Here is a 19,034-nt window from a genome sequence, read left to right on the forward strand (position 1 = left end):
CGCGGCCATGAACGAGGGCATCTCGATCAAGCGCCTGGTCACCCGCCTGCTGATGCTGGCGGTGCTCATGTTCGCCTTCGGCTTCGCCCTGGTGCCGATCTACGACGTGATGTGCCGCGCGTTCGGCATCAACGGCAAGACCGGCGGCCAGTACGAAGGCAGCCAGGTGGTGGACCCGGCGCGTTCGGTGAAGGTGCAGTTTCTCTCGACCAACGCCATCGACATGGTCTGGGACTTCTACTCCACCGCCGACCAGATCGACGTCAATCCGGGGGCGGTGAACCAGATGATCTTCGTGGCCCACAACCCGACCGACAAACCCATGACCGCCCAGGCCATCCCGAGCATTTCGCCGGCCGAGGCGGCGGCGTATTTCCACAAGACCGAATGCTTCTGCTTCAGCCAGCAGGTGCTGCAGCCGGGTGAGCGCATCGAAATGCCGGTGCGTTTCATCGTCGACCGCGACCTGCCCAAGGATGTGAAACACCTGACGCTCGCCTACACGCTGTTCGACATCACCGCTCGCCAGCCGCCGGTCGCCCATGTGGCCAGCCAGAACCCGCAGAGCGCCCGATAAGGAGAACAATTCATGGCCTCTCACGAGCATTACTACGTACCGGCGCAAAGCAAATGGCCGATCATTGCCACCCTCGGCATGTTCATCACGGTGTTCGGCCTCGGCACCTGGTTCAACGACCTCAAGGCCGGGCGCGACTCCCACGGCCCGCTGATCTTTTTCGTCGGCGCTCTGTTCCTGGCCTACATGCTGTTCGGCTGGTTCGGCGCGGTGATCAAGGAAAGCCGCGCCGGGCTCTACAGCCCGCAGATGGACCGCTCGTTCCGTTGGGGGATGTCGTGGTTCATCTTTTCCGAGGTGATGTTCTTCATCGCCTTCTTCGGTGCCCTGTTTTACGTGCGCCACCTGGCCGGGCCGTGGCTCGGCGGTGAAGGTGCCAAGGGCGTGGCGCACATGCTCTGGCCGAACTTCGAGTTCACCTGGCCGTTGCTGCACACACCGGACCCGAAACTGTTCCCGCCGCCCAAGGAAGTGATCGATCCGTGGCACCTGCCGCTGATCAACACCATCCTGCTGGTCAGTTCCAGCGTGACCATCACCATCGCCCACCACGCCCTGCGCAAGGACCATCGCGGCCCGCTGAAATTCTGGCTGGCGCTGACCGTCGCGCTGGGTATCGCCTTCCTCATCCTGCAGGCCTACGAGTACCACGAGGCCTACACCAAGCTGGGGCTGACCCTCGGTTCGGGCATCTACGGCGCAACGTTCTTCATGCTCACGGGCTTCCACGGCGCCCACGTGACCATGGGCACCCTGATTCTCTTCGTGATGCTGATGCGGGTGTTGAAAGGGCATTTCAACGCCGACAAACACTTCGGTTTCGAAGCGGCCAGTTGGTACTGGCACTTCGTCGATGTGGTCTGGGTCGGGCTGTTTATCTTCGTTTACGTGCTGTGACGGGAGGCCTTACCAAGGGGCGTGGGAAACCAGTTGGCCGCTGTAGAAACCCCAGGTGATCAGGCCGAGGGTAAGGGCGGCCAGACTGACCCGTACGGTCAGGGCCTTGAGCAGACGGGTCGAGTTTCCATCGTCCTTGACCAGAAACACCAGGCCGCTGAACAGGCTGACGACAGTCGCCAGCAACAACACAACGATCGCGGCTTTGAGCATGGCGAAAACTCCGGGGGGATGTGATGACTTTGAGTATAGCGGGGGCCCGATGAGGCCCTTTCGCCCTGGCGTGGTGCCGACCCTGGTGGTGCTGATGCTGCTGCCGGTGCTGATCGGCCTGGGCGTCTGGCAGCTCGGTCGCGCCGAGGAAAAGCGCGCGCTGCTGGAGGTCTATGCCGAGCGCGAAATTGCCCAGCCGATGGCCGGCGAACGCCTGCTCGATGAAGTCGATCCCGCCTATCGCCGCGTGCATCTTCGCGGTCAATTCGACGCGCAGCACAGCCTGCTGCTGGACAGCCGCATGCGTGACGGCCACGCCGGCGTCGAGCTGCTGCAACCGTTCTTCGATGAGCCGAGCCAGCGCTGGTGGCTGGTCAATCGCGGCTGGCTGCCCTGGCCGGACCGGCGCGTGCCGGTGGCCTTCGATACACCGCAGCAAACCCTGAACCTCACCGCCTGGGTCTATATCGCGCCGGGCGCCAGCTTCCTGCTGCGCGCCGATGCGCCGGACGGCGACTGGCCGCGGCTGCTCAACAGCATCGACGCCAGCCATCTCTGGAGCCAACTGGCCCGCGACGGCTACGCCCATGAACTGCGCCTGGAACCGGGGCCCGGCAGTTTCGGGGTGGACTGGCCGGTGGTCGCCCTCGGGCCGGAAAAACACCTGGGTTACGCCGTGCAGTGGTTCGCCCTGGCGCTGGCCCTGATCGTTCTCTTCCTCTATTTCGGTTGGCATCAAAACAATAAAAAGGAGAAACAGCATGGGAGTCGCCACGGGTCCACTCGACATGTCTGAAGGCAAGGCGCCGCGCGGCCGTGCCTGGGGGCGTTTGCAGCTCATCCTGATATTGCTGGTGGTGGTGGGGCCGATGCTGCTCGCCACCGGCATGTACAAATTGCAGTTCTGGGTGCCGGAAGGCCGCAGTTACCACGGCGAGATGATCGGCGATGGTCAGAGCCTGGCCGACCTTGGCGTGCAGTCCGACGACCAGCGCTGGCAGTTGCTGGTCACCACGCCCAAGGACTGCGCGGTGGACTGCCAGCAACTGGTCTACCTGGCCCGGCAGATCAACATCGGCCTGGCCCGCGACGCCGGCCGCGCCAGCCATGCCCTGGCCAGCACTGAGCCGCTGAGCGGTGAGTACCTGGCACGGATCGAGCGCGAATACCCGCAATTGCAGCGCTACGCACTGGACCCGACGCGCTATGGCGCGACCATCCCCAACCGCGGCGAGGCGCAACTGTGGATCGTCGATCCTCACGGCAACCTGGTGTTGCGCTACGACGCTCGGGTCAAGGGCAAGGATGTGCTCAACGACCTGCGCCACCTGCTCAAACTGTCCAACATCGGTTAGGAGCGCGTCATGACCCGACCTGGATATCGCCTCGCTGTGTTCGCAACCGGGCTGGCGCTGCTGGTGGTGCTGCTCGGCGCCTACACCCGCCTCACCCACGCCGGCCTCGGCTGCCCGGACTGGCCGGGTTGCTACGGCTTTATCAGCGTGCCCAAGACCGAGGCGCAACTGGCCCATGCGGAGTTGAATTTCCCCGACTCGCCGGTGGAAGCGCACAAGGGCCGCAACGAGATGGTCCATCGCTATTTCGCCGGCACCCTGGCGCTGGTGATCGCCATGCTCGCGGTGCAGGCGCTGCGCCGCCATGGCCATGACGGCCAGCCGTATCGCCTGCCGCTGATCGTGCTCGGGGTGGTGCTGCTGCAAGCGGCGTTCGGTATGTGGACCGTGACCCTGCAGCTCTGGCCGCAGGTGGTGACGGCGCACTTGCTCGGTGGATTCGCCACCTTGAGCCTGCTGTTCTTGCTCAGCTTGCGCTTGTCCCGTGCGTATATGCCGCTGCCCGGCCTGCCGCGACGGGTGCGCCGACTGGCCGCTGCGGCGCTGTTGCTGGTGATCGGGCAGATCGCCCTGGGTGGCTGGGTCAGTGCCAACTACGCGGCGGTGGCCTGTATCGACCTGCCGACCTGCCACGGCCAATGGTGGCCGGAGGCGGACTTCGCCAACGGCTTCCACCTCACCCAGCACATCGGCCCCAACTACCTGGGCGGCCAGCTCGACAGCGAGGCCCGCACCGCCATCCACATCACCCACCGGCTCGGCGCGATGCTGGTCACCTGCGTGGCGTTGGCGCTGGCCTGGCAACTGCACCGCGTCGGCTTGCGGCGCCTGGCCAAGCTGGTGCTGGCGGCGCTGTTCATACAAATCGCCTTGGGCATCAGCAACGTGGTGTTCCACCTGCCGCTGGCGGTGGCGGTCGCGCACAACGCCGGCGGCGCCGGATTGCTGCTGACCATGGTGCTGGTCAATTACCGCACCCGCCTGGCCATGCAGCCACGGGCGCGCCGCGTCAGCCCGGGCTGGCGGCTTACCCCGCTGAGGCTTGCGGGTGACCTTCATTATCTGGGAGACAATCCATGGCAGCGCTTCTGAGCGAAGGCCAGAGCCAGGCTGGCTGGCGTGACTATCTGGAACTGACCAAACCCAAGGTGGTGGTGCTGATGCTCATCACCTCGCTGGTTGGCATGTTCCTCGCGACACGCGCCGGAGTGCCCTGGACCGTGCTGCTGTTCGGCAACCTGGGCATTGGCTGTTGCGCCGGCGCGGCGGCGGCGGTGAACCATGTGGTGGACCGCCGCATCGATGCGCTTATGGCCCGCACCCACAAACGGCCGCTGGCCGAAGGCCGGGTGGCGCCGCTGCCGGCGTTGCTGTTCGCCCTGCTGCTGGCGCTGGTCGGCCTGACGCTGCTGCTGGCCTTCACCAACGCCCTCACTGCCTGGCTGACGCTGGCCTCGTTGCTGGGTTACGCGGTGATCTACACCGGCTTTCTCAAACGCGCCACTCCGCAGAACATCGTGATCGGCGGACTGGCCGGCGCAGCGCCGCCGCTGCTCGGCTGGGTGGCGGTCAGCGGGCACTTGAGCGCCGAACCGCTGCTGCTGGTGCTGATCATCTTCGCCTGGACCCCGCCGCACTTCTGGGCTTTGGCTATCCACCGCAAGGCCGAATACGCCAAGGCCGACATCCCGATGCTGCCGGTGACCCACGGCGAGCACTACACCAAGGTGCACATCCTGCTCTACACCTGTGTATTGCTGGCGGTGAGCCTGTTGCCGTACGCCATCCATATGAGTGGGCCGCTGTACCTGGTCTGCGCCGTGCTGCTGGGGGCGCGCTTCCTGCAGTGGGCCTGGGTGTTGTACCGTGGCGTTCGGCCGCACGCTGCGATCAAGACCTTCAAGTACTCTGTCTGGTACTTGTTCCTGCTGTTCATCGCGCTGCTCGTAGACCACTACCTACTACTGAATCTATGACTCGAACCCAGAAAACCGTCTTTATCCTCGTCGCCCTGGTCGCATTGATTCTCGGGCTTACCATCAACAAAGTGCTCAACGGTCGCAGCCAGGGCAACCCGGCCGAGCTGATCGACGCCGGCATCATCCTGCTGCCGCAGAGCCGTGCGGTGCCGGAGCTTGAAATGAGCGACGAGAACGGCCAGCCGGTGCGCGTGGACCAGTTGAAGGGCAAGTGGTCGCTGGTGTTCTTCGGCTACACCTTCTGCCCGGACATCTGCCCGACGACCCTGGCGCAATTGCGTCAGGTGAAGAGTGAACTGCCGAAAGAGGCGGTGGAGCGGATGCAGGTGGTGCTGGTCAGCGTCGACCCGAACCGGGATACGCCGGCGCAGCTCAAGCAATACCTGGGGTATTTCGACAAGGACTTCCGCGGCCTGACCGGCTCGCTGGAAGCGACGCAGAAACTGGCGAATGCCCTGAGCATCCCGTTCATTCCGGCGGATACCAGCAAGGAAGGGTACACCGTGGACCACAGCGGCAACCTCGCGGTGATCGGACCGGATGGCGCGCAGCGGGGCTTTATTCGGGCGCCGTTCAACAACCAGAAGCTGGTGGCGCAATTGCCGGGGTTGGTGAAGCGGGATTGAGGCGGGCAGCTCGCGCCTACAGAGAACCTGTAGGAGCGAGCTCGCTCGCGATGAAGATAGATCAGAACGCCGGAATAACCGCGCCCTTGTACTTCTCGAGGATGAACTGCTTCACCTCAGGCGAGTGCAGCGCACCGACCAGTTTCTTCAGCGCCTCGGAGTCTTTGTTGTCCGGACGGGCAACCAGGATGTTCACGTAAGGCGAGTCGCTGCCTTCGATGATCAGCGCGTCTTTCTCCGGGTTCAGCTTGGCTTCCAGCGCGTAGTTGGTGTTGATCAGCGCCAGGTCGACCTGGGTCAGCACGCGCGGCAGAGTGGCAGCTTCCAGTTCGCGGATCTTCAGGTCTTTCGGGTTTTCGGCGATGTCTTTCGGCGTCGACAGGATGTTGGCCGCGTCTTTCAGCTTGATCAGGCCAGCCTTCTGCAGCAGCAGCAGCGCGCGGCCGCCGTTGGTGGCGTCGTTCGGGATGACCACGTTGGCGCCCGACGGGATTTCGTCCAGCTTCTTGAACTTGCTCGAGTAGGCGCCCAGCGGCTCCAGGTGCACGCCGGCAACGCTCACAAGGTTAGTGCCCTTGCCCTTGTTGAACTCATCCAGGTACGGCTGGTGCTGGAAGAAGTTGGCGTCCAGGCGCTTTTCGGCCACCTGTACGTTCGGCTGGATGTAGTCAGTGAACACCTTCACTTTCAGGTCCACGCCTTCTTTGGCCAGGGTCGGCTTCACGAATTCGAGGATCTCGGCGTGCGGCACGGCGGTCGCGGCGACGCTCAGGGTTTCCGCGGCATTGGCGGAGATGGCCGCGAAGGCGGCGACAGCAACAAGCAGTTTTTTCATTCCATCACTCCTTGAGGGGGCCATCACGACCCCCGGCGTGTCGGCAGCGCCGACCCATTACTTACGGGAAAAATGCACAACCAGTTTGTCGCCGACGCTCTGCAGAACTTGAACCAGGATCAGCAGCAGGACCACGGTGACGATCATCACGTCGGTCTGGAAACGCTGGTAGCCAAAGCGGATGGCCAGGTCGCCCAGACCGCCGGCACCCACCACGCCCGCCATCGCGGTGTAGGACACCAGGGTGATGGCAGTGACAGTGATGGCGGCGAAGATGCCCGGCCGCGCTTCCGGCAGCAGGGCATTGACGATGATCTGGCGGGTGGTGGCGCCCATCGACTGGGTCGCCTCGATGATGCCGCGGTCAACCTCGCGCAGCGCGGTTTCCACCAGGCGCGCGAAGAACGGCGTGGCACCGACCACCAGCGGCGGAATGGCACCGGCCACGCCCAGCGAGGTGCCGGTGATCAACACCGTCACCGGAATCATCACGATCAGCAGGATGATGAACGGCAGCGAGCGCAGGATGTTGACGACCAGCGACAGCAGCGCATACACGCCCTTCTGTTCGAACATCTGCCGCGGCCCGCACATGAACAGCAGCACGCCCAGCGGCAGGCCCAGCAGTACGGTGAACAGCAGCGAACCGAACAGCATGATCATGGTGTCGCCGGTGGCCAGCCAGATTTCGGACCAGTCGACGTTGGCGAAGAAACTCAGAGCGTCCATCAGCGCAGTACCTCCATGTGAACGTCAGCCGCGGTGAAGCGGGCGAACGCCGCTTCCATGTCGCCGCCGGTGACGGCCAGGGTCAGTTGCCCATACGGAGTGTCCTTGATGCGGTCGATGCGCCCGGCAAGGATGCTGTAGTCCACGCCCGTCTCGCGGGCCACGGTGCCCAGCAGCGGCGCGTAGGTGGCGTCGCCCTGGAAGGTCAGGCGCACGATGCGGCCCGGTACGTGGGCGAAGTCGTCGCGCTGTTCGGCTTCGTCGACTTGCTCGTCTTCCTGGACGAAGCGTTTGGTGGTCGGGTGTTTCGGGTGCAGGAACACCTCGGTCACCGTGCCCTGTTCGACGATCTGGCCGGCGTCCATCACTGCGACCTGGTCGCAGACACGGCGGATCACGTCCATTTCATGGGTGATCAGCACGATGGTCAGTTTCAGCTCGCGGTTGATCTCGGCCAGCAGTTGCAGCACCGAGGCGGTGGTCTGCGGGTCGAGGGCGCTGGTGGCTTCGTCGCACAGCAGGATCTTCGGCTGGGTCGACAGGGCGCGGGCGATGCCGACGCGCTGCTTCTGTCCGCCGGACAACTGTGCCGGATATTTCTTCGCGTGCTCGGACAACCCGACCCGCGCCAGCAGCTCGCTGACCCGCGCGTCGATGTCCTTGCGCGACAGCTCGCCGGCCAGGGTCAGTGGCAGGGCGACGTTGTCGGCCACGGTCTTGGAGGCGAGAAGGTTGAAGTGCTGGAAGATCATCCCGACCTGCTGGCGGAAACGGCGCAGGGCGTTGGCGTCGAACGCGGTGACGTCCTCGCCATCGACAATGATCTTGCCGCCGCTGGGGGCTTCCAGACGGTTGATCAGGCGCAGCAGCGTACTTTTGCCGGCACCGGAATGGCCGATCAGGCCGAACACCTGGCCGTTGTCGATGCTCAGGCTAGTGGGGTGCAGCGCGGGAATGTCCCTACCGGCGACGCGGTAGGTCTTGTGGACTTGTTGAAACTCGATCACGTAGCGAACCTTGTGGGGCGCATGGAAAGGGGGTCAGCGGTTAGCCGGTCGCGCATTTTAGCCTGTTCGTATAGAGGTTCTTAGCATTTATTTCGTAACGGACCAACGACGTGGGAATAACGCGATCAATGGTCATCACATCCGATGGAACGCCCGCCGCGTCGCCTCAGTCACTAACAAAACAAGCCCTCGACGGGCGCCTGAAGACTGATGAGGAACGCAGACCATGCCCAGCAAGAAGAATGCGCCGCGGGAAAGCCAGCTCGCCGGTGTCGACACCCCCGACCGCGCCAACACCAACGCCAAGCTGCAGAGCCTCGAGACGGTGCGCAGCGACGCCACGGGCCAGGCATTGCGCACCAACCAGGGCGTGAAGGTCGCCGACAACCAGAACAGCCTAAAGGCGGGCGATCGCGGGCCGTCGCTGCTGGAAGACTTCATCATGCGCGAGAAAATCACGCATTTTGACCATGAGCGCATTCCAGAGCGGATCGTTCATGCCCGCGGCGTCGGCGCCCACGGTTATTTCCAGTCCTATGACAACCACGCCGCGCTGACCAAGGCGGGCTTCCTGCAGGACCCGGAAAAGATCACCCCGGTGTTCGTCCGTTTCTCCACTGTCCAGGGCCCTCGCGGCTCGGGCGACACCGTGCGCGATGTGCGCGGCTTTGCCGTCAAGTTCTACACCGATGAAGGCAATTTCGACCTGGTTGGCAACAACATGCCGGTGTTTTTCATCCAGGATGCGATCAAGTTCCCCGACTTCGTCCATGCCGTGAAACCCGAACCGCACAACGAGATGCCTACGGGCGGCTCGGCTCACGACACCTTCTGGGACTTCGTCTCGCTGGTGCCGGAGTCGGCGCACATGGTGATCTGGGCCATGTCCGACCGGGCGATTCCGAAAAGCCTGCGCACCATGGAAGGCTTCGGCGTGCACACCTTCCGCCTGGTCAACGCCGAGGGCGTGGCCAGCTTCGTCAAATTCCACTGGAAGCCGAAGCAGGGCGTGTTGTCGCTGCTCTGGGACGAAGCGCAGAAGCTCGCCGGTAAAGACGCGGATTACCACCGCCGCGACCTCTGGGAAGCCATCGAGACCGGTAACTACCCGGAATGGGAGTTCGGCGTGCAGATCGTGCCCGAGGCCGATGAGCACAAGTTCGAGTTCGACCTGCTCGATCCGACCAAGATCATCCCCGAGGAGCTGGTGCCGGTGACGCCGCTGGGCAAGCTGGTGCTCAACCGCAACCCGGACAACTTCTTCGCCGAGACCGAGCAAGTCGCGTTCTGCCCGGGGCATATCGTGCCGGGCATCGATTTCAGCAACGACCCGCTGCTGCAGGGCCGGCTGTTCTCCTACACCGACACCCAGATCAGCCGCCTGGGCGGGCCGAACTTCCATGAAATCCCGATCAACCGCCCGCTGGCGCCGAACCACAATGGCCAGCGCGACGCCCAGCACCGCGTCACCATCGACAAGGGTCGCGCCTCCTACGAGCCCAACTCCATCGACGGCGGCTGGCCGAAAGAAACCCCGCCCGGCCCGCGTGACGGCGGTTTCGAGTCGTACCCGGAACGCATCGAGGCCCACAAGATCCGCCAGCGCAGCGAGTCGTTCGGCGACCACTTCTCCCAGGCCCGGCTGTTCTTCCACAGCATGAGCCCGAGTGAACAGGCGCATATCGTCTCGGCCTACAGCTTCGAACTGGGCAAGGTCGAACGCGAGCACATCCGCGTGCGCGAGGTGAACGAGATTCTCGCCAATATCGACCTCGATCTGGCGGCGAAAGTAGCGGCCAACCTCGGGCTGCCGGCACCGAAGGCCGGCACGGTGGACACGCCTGATCAGTCGCTGAAAGCCTCGCCGGCGCTGAGCCAGATGAATCATCCGGGCGAAGGCATCAAGGGTCGCAAGGTGGCGTTGTTGGTGGCCGATGGCGTGGACGCGGCGCAGTTGGACAAGCTGGTCAAGGCGCTGGAGGCCGAGAGCCTGCAGATCAAGCTGCTTGGCCCGACCTCGGCGCCGGTCAAGACTTCCGCGGGCAAGCCGCTGGCGGTGGACGCGTCGATGGAAGGCATGCCGTCGGTGGCCTTCGACGCGGTCTGGATCGCCAGTGGTCAGTCAGTGCTGGATGCGTTGAAGGGCGATGGCGTGGCGGTGCACTTTATTCTTGAGGCCTACAAGCACCTCAAGCCGGTCGCGGGTGATACGGCGGCGAAGGGCTGGTTCGACAGCCTGAACCTGAAGGCCGACAGCGGCTTGCTTGCGGGCAGCGACGGCAAGACGGTCAAGGCGTTCATTGCCGCGATCGGCAAGCATCGGGTGTGGGAGCGGGAGGCGGCGGCGAAGGCCATTCCGGCCTAAGCCCTTCGCGACGGTTCGGCGCCCGGCAAGCTCGCTTCTACAGATCCAACTGTAGGAGCGAGCTTGCTCGCGAAAGGGCCCCAGATCCGAAGAGGGATCTTTAAATCACTCGCTGCGACGAGGAGTCAGAACCACCTGCGCCGGCTGATTGCGGTGGATTTCATTGCGCACCTGCAACTCAAAACCAGGATCGCGCTTGTTCACCCGCTTGGCCAGCAAACCCGAAAGCCACGGGTAATCGGCCGTACGCGGCACCTGGAAAAGCACGTCGCACTGGTAATTGACCACGTCGGTGGCGATGTCATCGAGCTGGCGGCGCAGTTTGCCGATCTCGCGGATATCCAGGGCGATCACCGTGCTCGGCGCGGTGGGATCGATCAGCTTGGCCTTGGGCTTGGCTTCGGCAGCCTTGAGCGCAGCTTCGGCCTTGTCCAGCTCGGCCTTGCGCGCCTGGGCGATGGCGCCGTTGACGCCGCCAGTCAGCGCCGGAGCCTTGGGCATCAGTGCGCGAGCCCGTGCCAAAGCGGTTGCGGCGGCATTCACATCACCTTTCTGCAGGACGATCTGGCTGCGTTGCAGGTAGGCCTCGGCCAGTTGCCGCTGGTATTGCTCGACGCGGCTGTCATTGGGCGATTCGGTTTGCAGGGTTGCCAACTGGTCCTCGGCGGTGGCCAGTTCATTGCTGGCGATGCTTTGTTGCAGTTGTTGCCAGGCATCCGGCGCGGCCGGCACGACGGTGCTTTCGACCGGCTTGCTGGCGCAAGCGGTCAGGATCAGGGAAAACGCGGCAAGGAGCAGATAACGGGACGCGAACGGCTTCATTCCTACGACTCTCTATTTGCGCAAAAAACGAGCAAGTCTACACCCAGTCCATGGCGTCGAACATCATTCCTTCGAAGGCTGGCGGGTAAATCGTGCTGCCGGACGCCCGTCGCGCAGGTGGCGTCCGGATGCCGGTCAACGCTTGGGAATGGCCAAGCTCAGCAAGAATAGCACCGCGGCGCAGACCACGATCGAGGGGCCGGCCGGGGTGTCTTTGAACCACGACATGGCCAGTCCGCCGCACACCGCAAGCACGCCCAGCAGGCTGGCGCCGAAGGCCATCTGCTCGGGCGAGCGGGCGTGGCGCTGGGCGGCGGCGGCGGGAATGATCAGCAGCGAAGTGATCAGCAGCACGCCAACGATCTTCATCGCCACGGCAATCACCACGGCAATCAGCAGCATCAGCGCCAGGCGCAGACCGGTGACCGGCAGGCCTTCGACCCGCGCCAGTTCCTCGTGCACGGTGACCGCCAGCAGCGGCCGCCACAACACCACCATCAACAGCAGCACTGCGGCGCTGCCGCCGAGAATCCAGGCCAGGTCGCCGGGGCTGATCGCCAGCAGGTCGCCGAACAGGTAGGCCATGAGGTCGATGCGCACGTCGTGCATAAAGCTCAGCACCACCAGGCCCAGCGATAGCGTGCTGGGCGCGAGAATCCCCAGCAGTGTGTCCGAGGCCAGCGGCTGGCGTTGTTGCAGCGTCACCAGCAGCAGCGCCAGCAGCAGGCAGCCGACGGTGACGGCCAGGGCCGGGCTGATGTCGAGCATGAAACCGAGGGCCACGCCGAGCAGCGCGGCGTGGGACAGGGTGTCGCCGAAATAGGCCATGCGCCGCCAGACCACGAACGATCCCAGGGGGCCGGCGACCAGGGCCAGGGCCAGGCCCGCGAGCAGGGCGTAAAGCAGGAAATCAGCCATGCTTGCAGTTGTCTCCGTGAACATGTCCGCCCTTGGCGGGTGCGACGACCGAGCCATGCAGGTCGTGGCTGTGGTCGTGATGGTGGTGATAGATCGCCAGGCTTGGCGCGTTCTTGCCGAACAGCTCGACGAACGCCGGGTCGCCGCTGACCTGCTCCGGGTGCCCGGAACAGCAGACGTGGCGGTTGAGGCAGACCACCTGGTCGGTGGTGCTCATCACCAGGTGCAGGTCGTGGGACACCATCAGCACGCCGCACCCATGGCGGTCGCGCAGGCGGGTGATCAGGCTGTACAGCTCGGCCTGGCCGGCGACATCGACGCCCTGCACGGGTTCGTCCAGCACCAGCAGCTCGGGTTCGCGCAGCAGCGCCCGGGCCAGCAGCACACGCTGCATTTCACCGCCGGAGATGGTCTGGATCGGACTGTCGATGACCTGTTCTGCGCCCACTTCTTCCAGCGCGCTCATCGCGGCGGCGCGGTCCACACCGGGCACCAGACGCAGGAAGCGCAGCACCGAGAGTGGCAGCGTGGCGTCCACCTGAAGTTTCTGCGGCATATAGCCGATACGCAGCTTCGGCTTGCGCCAGACGCTGCCGGTCCCAGGTTTGAGCAGGCCGAGCACGGCGCGCACGAGGGTGGTCTTGCCGGCGCCGTTGGGGCCTATCAGGGTGACGATCTGGCCGGGTTCGACGGTCAGGTCGATGCTGTCGAGGATGGTCTGCCCGGCAAACGAGACGCCCACCTGCTGCAGGCGGATCAGAGCGTTGCTCATCAGGCGCTCCGGCAGTTGCCGCAGAGGCCGACCACTTCGACGGTCTGCGCTTCGACGCTGAAGCCGACATCCTTGGCGCTGTCGATGATCGCATCGCTGATCGCGGCCTGTTCCAGCTCGATCGCCACGTGGCATTCGCGGCAGATCAGGAACTGGCCCTGGTGCGCGTGTTCCGGGTGGTTGCAGCCGATGAAGGCGTTGAGCGAGGCGATGCGGTGGACCAGGCTGTTTTCCAGCAGGAAATCCAGCGCCCGATAAACGGTCGGTGGCGCGGCGCGGCGGCCGTCCTGCTCGCTGAGCACGGCGAGAATGTCGTAGGCGCCCAGCGGCTTGTGGCTTTGCCAGACCAGCTCCAGCACGCGACGGCGCAGGGCAGTCAGGCGCACCCCTTGGCGGGCACACAGCACATCGGCTTCGGCCAGGGCGGTGTGGACGCAATGGGAATGGTCGTGTGGACGGTTGGCCAGCGGAGTATTGGGCATGGGCGGCGACGGTTTTGAGGAGAGACGTTATTATGTTACCTGTCTTTGCCTCATTGAGTGGTCATCGTGTCCCGATTTTTTGCCCTTTTTGTCGCTTTTGTCTCAACCCTGGTCGTCCTCCCGGCGCACGCCGAGGTACGCGTACTGACCAGCATCCAGCCTCTGCAACTGATCGCCGCGGCGGTCCAGGACGGTGTCGGCAAGCCTGAAGTGCTGCTGCCGCCGGGGGCGTCGCCGCATCACTACGCGCTGCGTCCGTCGGATGTGCGGCGGGTAGCCGAGGTCGATCTGCTGTACTGGATCGGCCCGGACATGGAAGGTTTCCTGCCGCGGGTGCTGAATGGCCGCAGCAAGCCAACCGTTGCTGTGCAGGGCTTGCCAGGCATGCACCTGCGCCATTTTGGCGAGGACAGCCAGTCACATGACGAGCACGAAGAACACGGCGACGATGCCGACGAGCATGATCACGACCACCGCCCTGGCAGCCTTGATGCGCATTTGTGGCTGTCGACGGTCAATGCGCGGGTGATCGCCGGGCGCATGAGTGCCGACCTGAGTGCTGCGGATCCGGCCAACGCCGCGCGTTACCAGAGCAACCTGAAAGCCTTCGAACAGCGCCTCGACGCACTGGACCAGCGCTTGAAAGACCGTGTTGCGGGCGTGGCGGGCAAGCCGTTCTTCGTCTTCCATGAGGCGTTCGATTACTTCGAGTCGGCGTATGGCCTGAAGCACGCGGGCGTGTTCAGCGTGGCGGCGGAAGTCCAGCCGGGCGCCCAGCATGTCGCGGCGATGCGCAAACGCCTTCAGGAAGCCGGCAAGACCTGCGTGTTCAGCGAACCGCCGCTGCGGCCGCGTCTGGCCGAGACCCTGACGGCCGGGCTGCCGGTGAAACTGGCAGAGCTGGATGCGCTCGGCGGGACGCTGCCGGTGACTGCTCAGGGGTATGAGCAGTTGCTGGATAACCTGGGGAATGGGTTGGCGGGGTGTCTGGAAAGTCTGTAACGGCTGCAATCGCTGCGGTTCGGTGCTCCGAACCGCAGCGATGCTTCTAGAGGCTCAAAGCGCAAACGGCAACGCCAGCCCCACTTCCTGCCGCGCCTTCAGGCGCACCTCGAACTCCGCCGGGTCATGGATCAACACATCCATCCCCGCGAAGGACTCGGCGGCAATCAGCCGCGACAGCCAGAACCGCACGCACGCCACCCGCAACATCACCGGCCAGAGCTGGGCTTCGGCCGCGGTGAACGGGCGCAACGCCGCGTAGGCGCCGAGGAAGGCGCGGGCGCGGGCCGGGTCGATTTCGCCGGCTTCGTCGCAGCACCAGTCGTTCAGGGCAATCGCCAGGTCGTAGAGCATCGGCCCGGAGCAGGCGTTGTAGAAGTCGATCACGCCGGTCAGGTGCGTGCCTTCGAACAGCGCGTTGTCGCGGAACAGGTCGGCGTGCAGGTTGGCCCGTGGCAGCGCCATGATCTGCGGCTGGTGAGCGACGATCTCGTCCAGGCTGGCCTTCAGCAGCGCCTGCTGCTCGGACGTCAGACGGCCCATCAGTTCGTTACCGGTTTCCAGCATCCAGTCCAGGCCGCGGTCGGTCTTGCGCTCCAGCACCTTGTTGCGGGAAGCCAGGTGAACGTGGGCGACGAACTCGGCGACCTGAATGCAATGCTGGTTGTTGGTGACCTTGATGTGCTTGCCGGCCAGGCGTGGTTGCAGCAGTGCAGGCTTGCCGGCCAGCTCGCGCAGGGCGGCGCCGTCGGTGGTGCGCAGCGCGTAGGGCACCGGCAGGTCGGCTTCGTGCAGGACGTCGAGCAGTTCGATGAAGAACGGCAGGTCCTGGATCGGCCCGCGTTCGACCAGCGTCAGCACGAACTCACCCTGTTCGAGGCTGATAAAGAAGTTGCTGTTCTCGGTGCCAGCGGCAATGCCCTGGAAGTCCCGCAGGCGACCCAGTCCGTAAGGGGCCAGAAAGGTTTCCAGCTCGGGCCGGGTCAGGGGGGTGAAGACAGACATGGTCAAAAACTGCTCATACGGGCACGTCGTATCGACGTGCCGGGTGGATGTTGAAGGTCCGCATTACCACTCGAAGATCTTCCAGGATGGAATCAGCATGTCGGGTTGGTCGGACCGGATGAAATTGGCATCGGTGCCGTCGGCGCGCACCAGGAAATAGGGCTTGCCGTTCTTCGGCGTGATCTTGATCGCGTACAGGAAGCCGTTCTGACGGTACTCCTGAATGGTTTTGTCACCTTCCTGGCGAATGGTTACGTCCGGGTCGGCGGAGGGCGCGTCGTCTGCTGCAATGGCCGCGACAGGAGCGGCAGCGAGCAGGCCGAGCAACAACAGGCGATTTAATGTACCCATGATAACCTTGTCCCTTTGTCGTCAATGTTCCGGACATTCTAGCGCCGGGCCCGTCGAAAAGGTTGATTCCGCTCATGAGCCAAACCCCCCTCGTCCTGGTGGACGGTTCTTCTTACCTCTACCGCGCCTTCCATGCGCTGCCGCCGCTGACCACCTCGAAAGGCATGCCGTCCGGCGCGGTCAAGGGGGTGTTGAACATGCTCAGGAGCCTGCGCAAGCAATACCCCGAAAGCCCGTTCGCGGTGGTGTTCGACGCCAAGGGCGGGACCTTCCGCGACGAGCTGTTCGCCGACTACAAGGCCAACCGCCCCAGCATGCCCGACGACATGCGCGTGCAGATCGAGCCCCTCCACGCCGCAGTGCGCGCCCTGGGTTTCCCGCTGCTGTGCGTGGAAGGCGTCGAGGCTGACGACGTGATCGGCACCCTGGCCCGCAGCAGTGCGGCGGCGTCCCGTCCGGTGGTGGTCTCCACGGGTGACAAGGACATGGCGCAACTGGTCGACGAGCACATTACGCTGGTCAACACCATGACCGGAACCGTGCTCGACATCGAAGGCGTAAAAGGGAAATTCGGTGTCGCGCCGGAGCAGATCATCGACCTGCTGGCGCTGATGGGCGATACCGCCGACAACATTCCCGGGGTCAAGGGCGTGGGCGAGAAAACCGCCGTCGGCCTGCTGGTCGGCGTGAACGGCGGCCTGAAAGAGCTTTATGAAAACCTCGATCAGGTCCCGTCCCTGCCGATCCGCGGCGCCAAGACTCTCCCGGCCAAGCTGCTGGAGCACAAGGAGATGGCCTTCCTCTCCTATCAACTGGCGACCATCAAGTGCGATGTCGAGCTGGACGTGGGCCTGGACGACCTGCACCTGGGCGAGCCGGACCGCGAGAAACTGCGAGAGCTGTACACCCTGCTGGAGTTCAAGGGCTGGATCGACGACCTCGACCGGGAAGTCCGCCGTGCAGCGCAACCGGCGCCAGCGGCTGCGCTGAACCTGACGGCGGCGGCTGCCGCGCCCGAGCCGGCGGTCGCTGCCGAGGCCGTAGCGCCGGCCGCTCCAGAGTACGAAACCATCCTCGACCAGGCGCGCTTCGACGTCTGGCTGCAGAAGCTCAACGATGCCTCGCTGTTCGCCTTCGATACGGAAACCACCGGGATCGACGCCCATCAGGCGCAACTGGTCGGCGTTTCGTTCGCGGTGAAGGCCCATGAAGCGGCGTACATTCCCCTGACCCACAGCTACCCCGACGCGCCAGTGCAACTGGACCGCAGTCAGGTGTTGCGTGCGCTCAAGCCGTTGCTGGAAGATCCGGCCAAGCTCAAGGTCGGCCAGCACGCCAAGTTCGACATGAACATCCTCGCCAACTGCGCCATCGACGGTGATCAGGCCAATGGCATCGAAGTGCGCGGCGTGGCGTTCGACACCATGCTCGAGTCCTACGTGCTCAATTCCACGGCTATCCGTCATGACATGGACAGTCTGGCGAAGAAGTACCTGGAACACACCACCATCACCTTCCAGGACATCGCCGGCAAAGGCGCCAAGCAACTGACCTTCGACCAGATTCCGCTGGAGAAGGCCGGGCCTTATGCCGCCGAGGACGCTGACGTGACCTTGCGCCTGCACCAGGCGCTGTTCCCGCAGTTGCAGGCCATTCCGAGCCTGGCCAGCGTGCTGACCGACATCGAGATGCCGCTGGTACCGGTGCTGGCGCGGATCGAGCGCCAGGGTGCGCTGGTGGATGCTGACCTGCTGAAAATCCAGAGCCAGGAGTTGGGCGACAAGATGGCCGCGCTGGAGCGCGAGGCCATCGAACTGGCCGGCGAGGAGTTCAACCTCGGCTCGCCGCGTCAGCTTGGCGCGATCCTCTATGACAAGTTTGGCCTGCCGGTGCTGAAAAAGACTGCCAAGGGACAGCCGTCCACCGCCGAAGAGGTTCTGGATGAACTGGCCGAGGAAGGCTATCCGCTGCCGAAGGTGCTGATGCAGTACCGCTCGCTGAGCAAGCTCAAGAGCACCTATACCGACCGCCTGCCGGAGCAGATCAACTCGCGCACCGGTCGCATCCATACCTCCTACGGGCAGGCGGTGGCTGCCACTGGTCGGCTGTCATCCAGCGATCCGAACCTGCAGAACATCCCGGTGCGCACCGCCGAAGGCCGGCGCATTCGCCAGGCTTTCGTTGCGCCCAAGGGATACAAGCTGCTGGCGGCGGACTACTCGCAGATCGAACTGCGCATCATGGCGCACCTGTCCCGCGACGACGGCCTGATGAACGCCTTCCGCAACGGTCTGGACGTGCACACCGCCACCGCCGCGGAAGTCTTCAACGTGCCGCTTGAGGCAGTGACTTCCGACCAACGGCGCAGCGCCAAGGCGATCAACTTCGGTCTGATCTATGGCATGGGCGCGAAAAAGCTGGGCAAGGACATCGGCGTCGAGACCAAGCAGGCCAAGGCCTACATCGATGCCTACTTCGCCCGCTACCCGGGTGTGCGCGAGTACATGGAGCGCACCCGCAAGCAGGCTGCGGATCAGGGCTATGTAGAGACCCTGTTCGGTCGCCGGCTGTACCTGCCGACCATCAATTCCAGCCGCCCGCAGGAGCGTGCCGGCGCCGAGCGCACCGCGATCAACGCGCCGATGCAGGGCACCGCGGCCGACATCATCAAGCGCGCCATGGTGGCGGTGGATAACTGGCTGCAAAACTCGGGGCTGGATGCCCGGGTGATCCTCCAGGTACACGACGAACTGGTGCTGGAGGTGCGCGAAGACCTGGTGGATCAGGTGCGTGAAGAAATTCGTCCGCACATGAGCGGCGCTGCGCAACTGGATGTTCCGCTGCTGGTTGACGTCGGAATTGGCGCGAATTGGGACGAAGCGCATTGAAAATGCAGGGAAATGCTGCGGCATAAGGTCGCGGCATTTGTCTCGCTGGCGGGGTCGGTCTTAAGAAATTTCCTACTTATCGCAAATAGTTTTCACGGTTCAGGAACTAAACCGGTGAATCGCTACTCAGAGGTACTGAATGGCTGGTGAAGCCCTTCAATGCTCCTATGTTGTGTTAAGTGTTGGCAGATATCCGGACCCCGCCCTAGCG

General features: G+C 64.1%; 20 protein-coding genes. 10 read left to right on the forward strand and 10 right to left on the reverse strand.

Annotated features, from left to right (window positions below):
• Window positions 1-7 precede the first annotated feature (7 nt).
• Entirely contained in the window at window positions 8-577 is a 570-nt protein-coding gene (locus tag HWV67_RS20005; RefSeq protein ID WP_110969899.1) for a cytochrome c oxidase assembly protein, read from the forward strand.
• A gap of 12 nt (window positions 578-589) precedes the next feature.
• A complete protein-coding gene (locus HWV67_RS20010) occupies window positions 590-1,474 on the forward strand; it encodes a cytochrome c oxidase subunit 3 (protein ID WP_175652514.1) in 885 nt (294 codons plus the stop codon).
• A gap of 9 nt (window positions 1,475-1,483) precedes the next feature.
• Here HWV67_RS20010 and HWV67_RS20015 read toward each other — a convergent pair whose 3' ends face one another.
• On the reverse strand, window positions 1,484-1,687 hold the full coding sequence (locus tag HWV67_RS20015) for a twin transmembrane helix small protein (protein WP_095159063.1): 204 nt from the start codon (window positions 1,685-1,687) through the stop codon (window positions 1,484-1,486).
• A 49-nt stretch (window positions 1,688-1,736) separates the two neighbouring features.
• Here HWV67_RS20015 and HWV67_RS20020 point away from each other — a divergent pair, with 49 nt between their 5' ends.
• From HWV67_RS20020 to HWV67_RS20040, 5 genes are read left to right on the forward strand one after another with little or no spacing between them, the layout of a single operon-like run.
• Window positions 1,737-2,483: an SURF1 family protein gene (locus HWV67_RS20020; protein WP_175652515.1), complete on the forward strand. Its 747-nt coding sequence runs from the start codon at window positions 1,737-1,739 to the stop codon at window positions 2,481-2,483.
• Window positions 2,449-3,042, forward strand: a complete 594-nt coding sequence (locus HWV67_RS20025; protein WP_175652516.1) for a hypothetical protein — start codon at window positions 2,449-2,451, stop codon at window positions 3,040-3,042. Before HWV67_RS20020 ends, HWV67_RS20025 begins: the two co-directional genes overlap by 35 nt.
• Before the next feature lie 9 nt (window positions 3,043-3,051).
• Entirely contained in the window at window positions 3,052-4,134 is a 1,083-nt protein-coding gene (locus tag HWV67_RS20030; RefSeq protein WP_175652517.1) for a COX15/CtaA family protein, read from the forward strand.
• On the forward strand, window positions 4,119-5,018 hold the full coding sequence (gene cyoE, locus HWV67_RS20035; protein ID WP_175652518.1) for a heme o synthase: 900 nt from the start codon (window positions 4,119-4,121) through the stop codon (window positions 5,016-5,018). The genes HWV67_RS20030 and cyoE overlap by 16 nt, the downstream gene beginning before the upstream one ends.
• Window positions 5,015-5,647 (forward strand): SCO family protein, encoded by a 633-nt coding sequence (locus HWV67_RS20040; protein WP_095159058.1) that lies wholly within the window; start codon window positions 5,015-5,017, stop codon window positions 5,645-5,647. The genes cyoE and HWV67_RS20040 overlap by 4 nt, the downstream gene beginning before the upstream one ends.
• A 61-nt stretch (window positions 5,648-5,708) precedes the next feature.
• Here the strand turns inward: HWV67_RS20040 and HWV67_RS20045 are convergent, their stop codons facing one another.
• From HWV67_RS20045 to HWV67_RS20055, 3 genes are read right to left on the reverse strand one after another with little or no spacing between them, the layout of a single operon-like run.
• Window positions 5,709-6,482, reverse strand: a complete 774-nt coding sequence (locus HWV67_RS20045; protein WP_175652519.1) for a MetQ/NlpA family ABC transporter substrate-binding protein — start codon at window positions 6,480-6,482, stop codon at window positions 5,709-5,711.
• Between the two features lie 57 nt (window positions 6,483-6,539).
• Window positions 6,540-7,211, reverse strand: coding sequence for a methionine ABC transporter permease (locus HWV67_RS20050; protein WP_110969906.1), 672 nt, complete (start codon window positions 7,209-7,211; stop codon window positions 6,540-6,542).
• A complete protein-coding gene (locus HWV67_RS20055; RefSeq protein ID WP_110969907.1) occupies window positions 7,211-8,218 on the reverse strand; it encodes a methionine ABC transporter ATP-binding protein in 1,008 nt (335 codons plus the stop codon). The genes HWV67_RS20050 and HWV67_RS20055 overlap by 1 nt, the downstream gene beginning before the upstream one ends.
• Window positions 8,219-8,444: 226 nt before the next feature.
• On the opposite strand from HWV67_RS20055, the gene katE reads away from it, so the two are divergent.
• Window positions 8,445-10,583 carry a catalase HPII gene (katE, locus tag HWV67_RS20060; protein ID WP_175652520.1) on the forward strand — a complete coding sequence of 713 codons (2,139 nt, stop codon included), beginning with the start codon at window positions 8,445-8,447 and terminating at the stop codon, window positions 10,581-10,583.
• Window positions 10,584-10,688: 105 nt separating this feature from the next.
• Here katE and HWV67_RS20065 read toward each other — a convergent pair whose 3' ends face one another.
• From HWV67_RS20065 to zur, 4 genes are all read right to left on the reverse strand, one after another.
• Window positions 10,689-11,405, reverse strand: a complete 717-nt coding sequence (locus HWV67_RS20065) for a PA5502 family lipoprotein (RefSeq protein WP_175652521.1) — start codon at window positions 11,403-11,405, stop codon at window positions 10,689-10,691.
• Between the two features lie 135 nt (window positions 11,406-11,540).
• Entirely contained in the window at window positions 11,541-12,323 is a 783-nt protein-coding gene (gene znuB, locus HWV67_RS20070) for a zinc ABC transporter permease subunit ZnuB (RefSeq protein ID WP_110969910.1), read from the reverse strand.
• Complete coding sequence (znuC, locus tag HWV67_RS20075) at window positions 12,316-13,095, reverse strand: zinc ABC transporter ATP-binding protein ZnuC (RefSeq protein WP_175652522.1); 780 nt, start codon at window positions 13,093-13,095, stop codon at window positions 12,316-12,318. The genes znuB and znuC overlap by 8 nt, the downstream gene beginning before the upstream one ends.
• Window positions 13,095-13,577: a zinc uptake transcriptional repressor Zur gene (gene zur / locus HWV67_RS20080; RefSeq protein WP_110969912.1), complete on the reverse strand. Its 483-nt coding sequence runs from the start codon at window positions 13,575-13,577 to the stop codon at window positions 13,095-13,097. Before zur ends, znuC begins: the two co-directional genes overlap by 1 nt.
• A gap of 66 nt (window positions 13,578-13,643) precedes the next feature.
• Here zur and HWV67_RS20085 point away from each other — a divergent pair, with 66 nt between their 5' ends.
• Window positions 13,644-14,579 (forward strand): zinc ABC transporter substrate-binding protein, encoded by a 936-nt coding sequence (locus HWV67_RS20085; RefSeq protein ID WP_175652523.1) that lies wholly within the window; start codon window positions 13,644-13,646, stop codon window positions 14,577-14,579.
• 54 nt (window positions 14,580-14,633) lie between these two features.
• On the opposite strand, the gene HWV67_RS20090 is transcribed toward HWV67_RS20085, so the two are convergent.
• Window positions 14,634-15,584, reverse strand: a complete 951-nt coding sequence (locus tag HWV67_RS20090) for a homoserine kinase (RefSeq protein WP_175652524.1) — start codon at window positions 15,582-15,584, stop codon at window positions 14,634-14,636.
• 63 nt (window positions 15,585-15,647) lie between these two features.
• Complete coding sequence (locus HWV67_RS20095; protein WP_175652525.1) at window positions 15,648-15,935, reverse strand: DUF2782 domain-containing protein; 288 nt, start codon at window positions 15,933-15,935, stop codon at window positions 15,648-15,650.
• 74 nt (window positions 15,936-16,009) lie between these two features.
• On the opposite strand from HWV67_RS20095, the gene polA reads away from it, so the two are divergent.
• Window positions 16,010-18,823: a DNA polymerase I gene (gene polA / locus HWV67_RS20100; protein ID WP_175652526.1), complete on the forward strand. Its 2,814-nt coding sequence runs from the start codon at window positions 16,010-16,012 to the stop codon at window positions 18,821-18,823.
• The last annotated feature ends 211 nt before the right edge of the window (window positions 18,824-19,034 follow it).

Origin of the sequence: Pseudomonas sp. Marseille-P9899 (genome assembly GCF_903166565.1) — a bacterium.
Classification (GTDB): Bacteria; Pseudomonadota; Gammaproteobacteria; order Pseudomonadales; family Pseudomonadaceae; genus Aquipseudomonas; species Aquipseudomonas huaxiensis.

What these genes read in the sequence shown, in the direction of transcription:
- HWV67_RS20005 (WP_110969899.1), top strand. Translation starts at nt 8, where the DNA reads ATGAACGAGGGCATCTCGATCAAGCGCCTGGTCACCCGCCTGCTGATG.
- HWV67_RS20010 (WP_175652514.1), top strand. Translation starts at nt 590, where the DNA reads ATGGCCTCTCACGAGCATTACTACGTACCGGCGCAAAGCAAATGGCCG.
- HWV67_RS20015 (WP_095159063.1), bottom strand. Translation starts at nt 1,687, where the DNA reads ATGCTCAAAGCCGCGATCGTTGTGTTGTTGCTGGCGACTGTCGTCAGC.
- HWV67_RS20020 (WP_175652515.1), top strand. Translation starts at nt 1,737, where the DNA reads ATGAGGCCCTTTCGCCCTGGCGTGGTGCCGACCCTGGTGGTGCTGATG.
- HWV67_RS20025 (WP_175652516.1), top strand. Translation starts at nt 2,449, where the DNA reads ATGGGAGTCGCCACGGGTCCACTCGACATGTCTGAAGGCAAGGCGCCG.
- HWV67_RS20030 (WP_175652517.1), top strand. Translation starts at nt 3,052, where the DNA reads ATGACCCGACCTGGATATCGCCTCGCTGTGTTCGCAACCGGGCTGGCG.
- cyoE (WP_175652518.1), top strand. Translation starts at nt 4,119, where the DNA reads ATGGCAGCGCTTCTGAGCGAAGGCCAGAGCCAGGCTGGCTGGCGTGAC.
- HWV67_RS20040 (WP_095159058.1), top strand. Translation starts at nt 5,015, where the DNA reads ATGACTCGAACCCAGAAAACCGTCTTTATCCTCGTCGCCCTGGTCGCA.
- HWV67_RS20045 (WP_175652519.1), bottom strand. Translation starts at nt 6,482, where the DNA reads ATGAAAAAACTGCTTGTTGCTGTCGCCGCCTTCGCGGCCATCTCCGCC.
- HWV67_RS20050 (WP_110969906.1), bottom strand. Translation starts at nt 7,211, where the DNA reads ATGGACGCTCTGAGTTTCTTCGCCAACGTCGACTGGTCCGAAATCTGG.
- katE (WP_175652520.1), top strand. Translation starts at nt 8,445, where the DNA reads ATGCCCAGCAAGAAGAATGCGCCGCGGGAAAGCCAGCTCGCCGGTGTC.
- HWV67_RS20065 (WP_175652521.1), bottom strand. Translation starts at nt 11,405, where the DNA reads ATGAAGCCGTTCGCGTCCCGTTATCTGCTCCTTGCCGCGTTTTCCCTG.
- znuB (WP_110969910.1), bottom strand. Translation starts at nt 12,323, where the DNA reads ATGGCTGATTTCCTGCTTTACGCCCTGCTCGCGGGCCTGGCCCTGGCC.
- znuC (WP_175652522.1), bottom strand. Translation starts at nt 13,095, where the DNA reads ATGAGCAACGCTCTGATCCGCCTGCAGCAGGTGGGCGTCTCGTTTGCC.
- zur (WP_110969912.1), bottom strand. Translation starts at nt 13,577, where the DNA reads ATGCCCAATACTCCGCTGGCCAACCGTCCACACGACCATTCCCATTGC.
- HWV67_RS20090 (WP_175652524.1), bottom strand. Translation starts at nt 15,584, where the DNA reads ATGTCTGTCTTCACCCCCCTGACCCGGCCCGAGCTGGAAACCTTTCTG.
- HWV67_RS20095 (WP_175652525.1), bottom strand. Translation starts at nt 15,935, where the DNA reads ATGGGTACATTAAATCGCCTGTTGTTGCTCGGCCTGCTCGCTGCCGCT.
- polA (WP_175652526.1), top strand. Translation starts at nt 16,010, where the DNA reads ATGAGCCAAACCCCCCTCGTCCTGGTGGACGGTTCTTCTTACCTCTAC.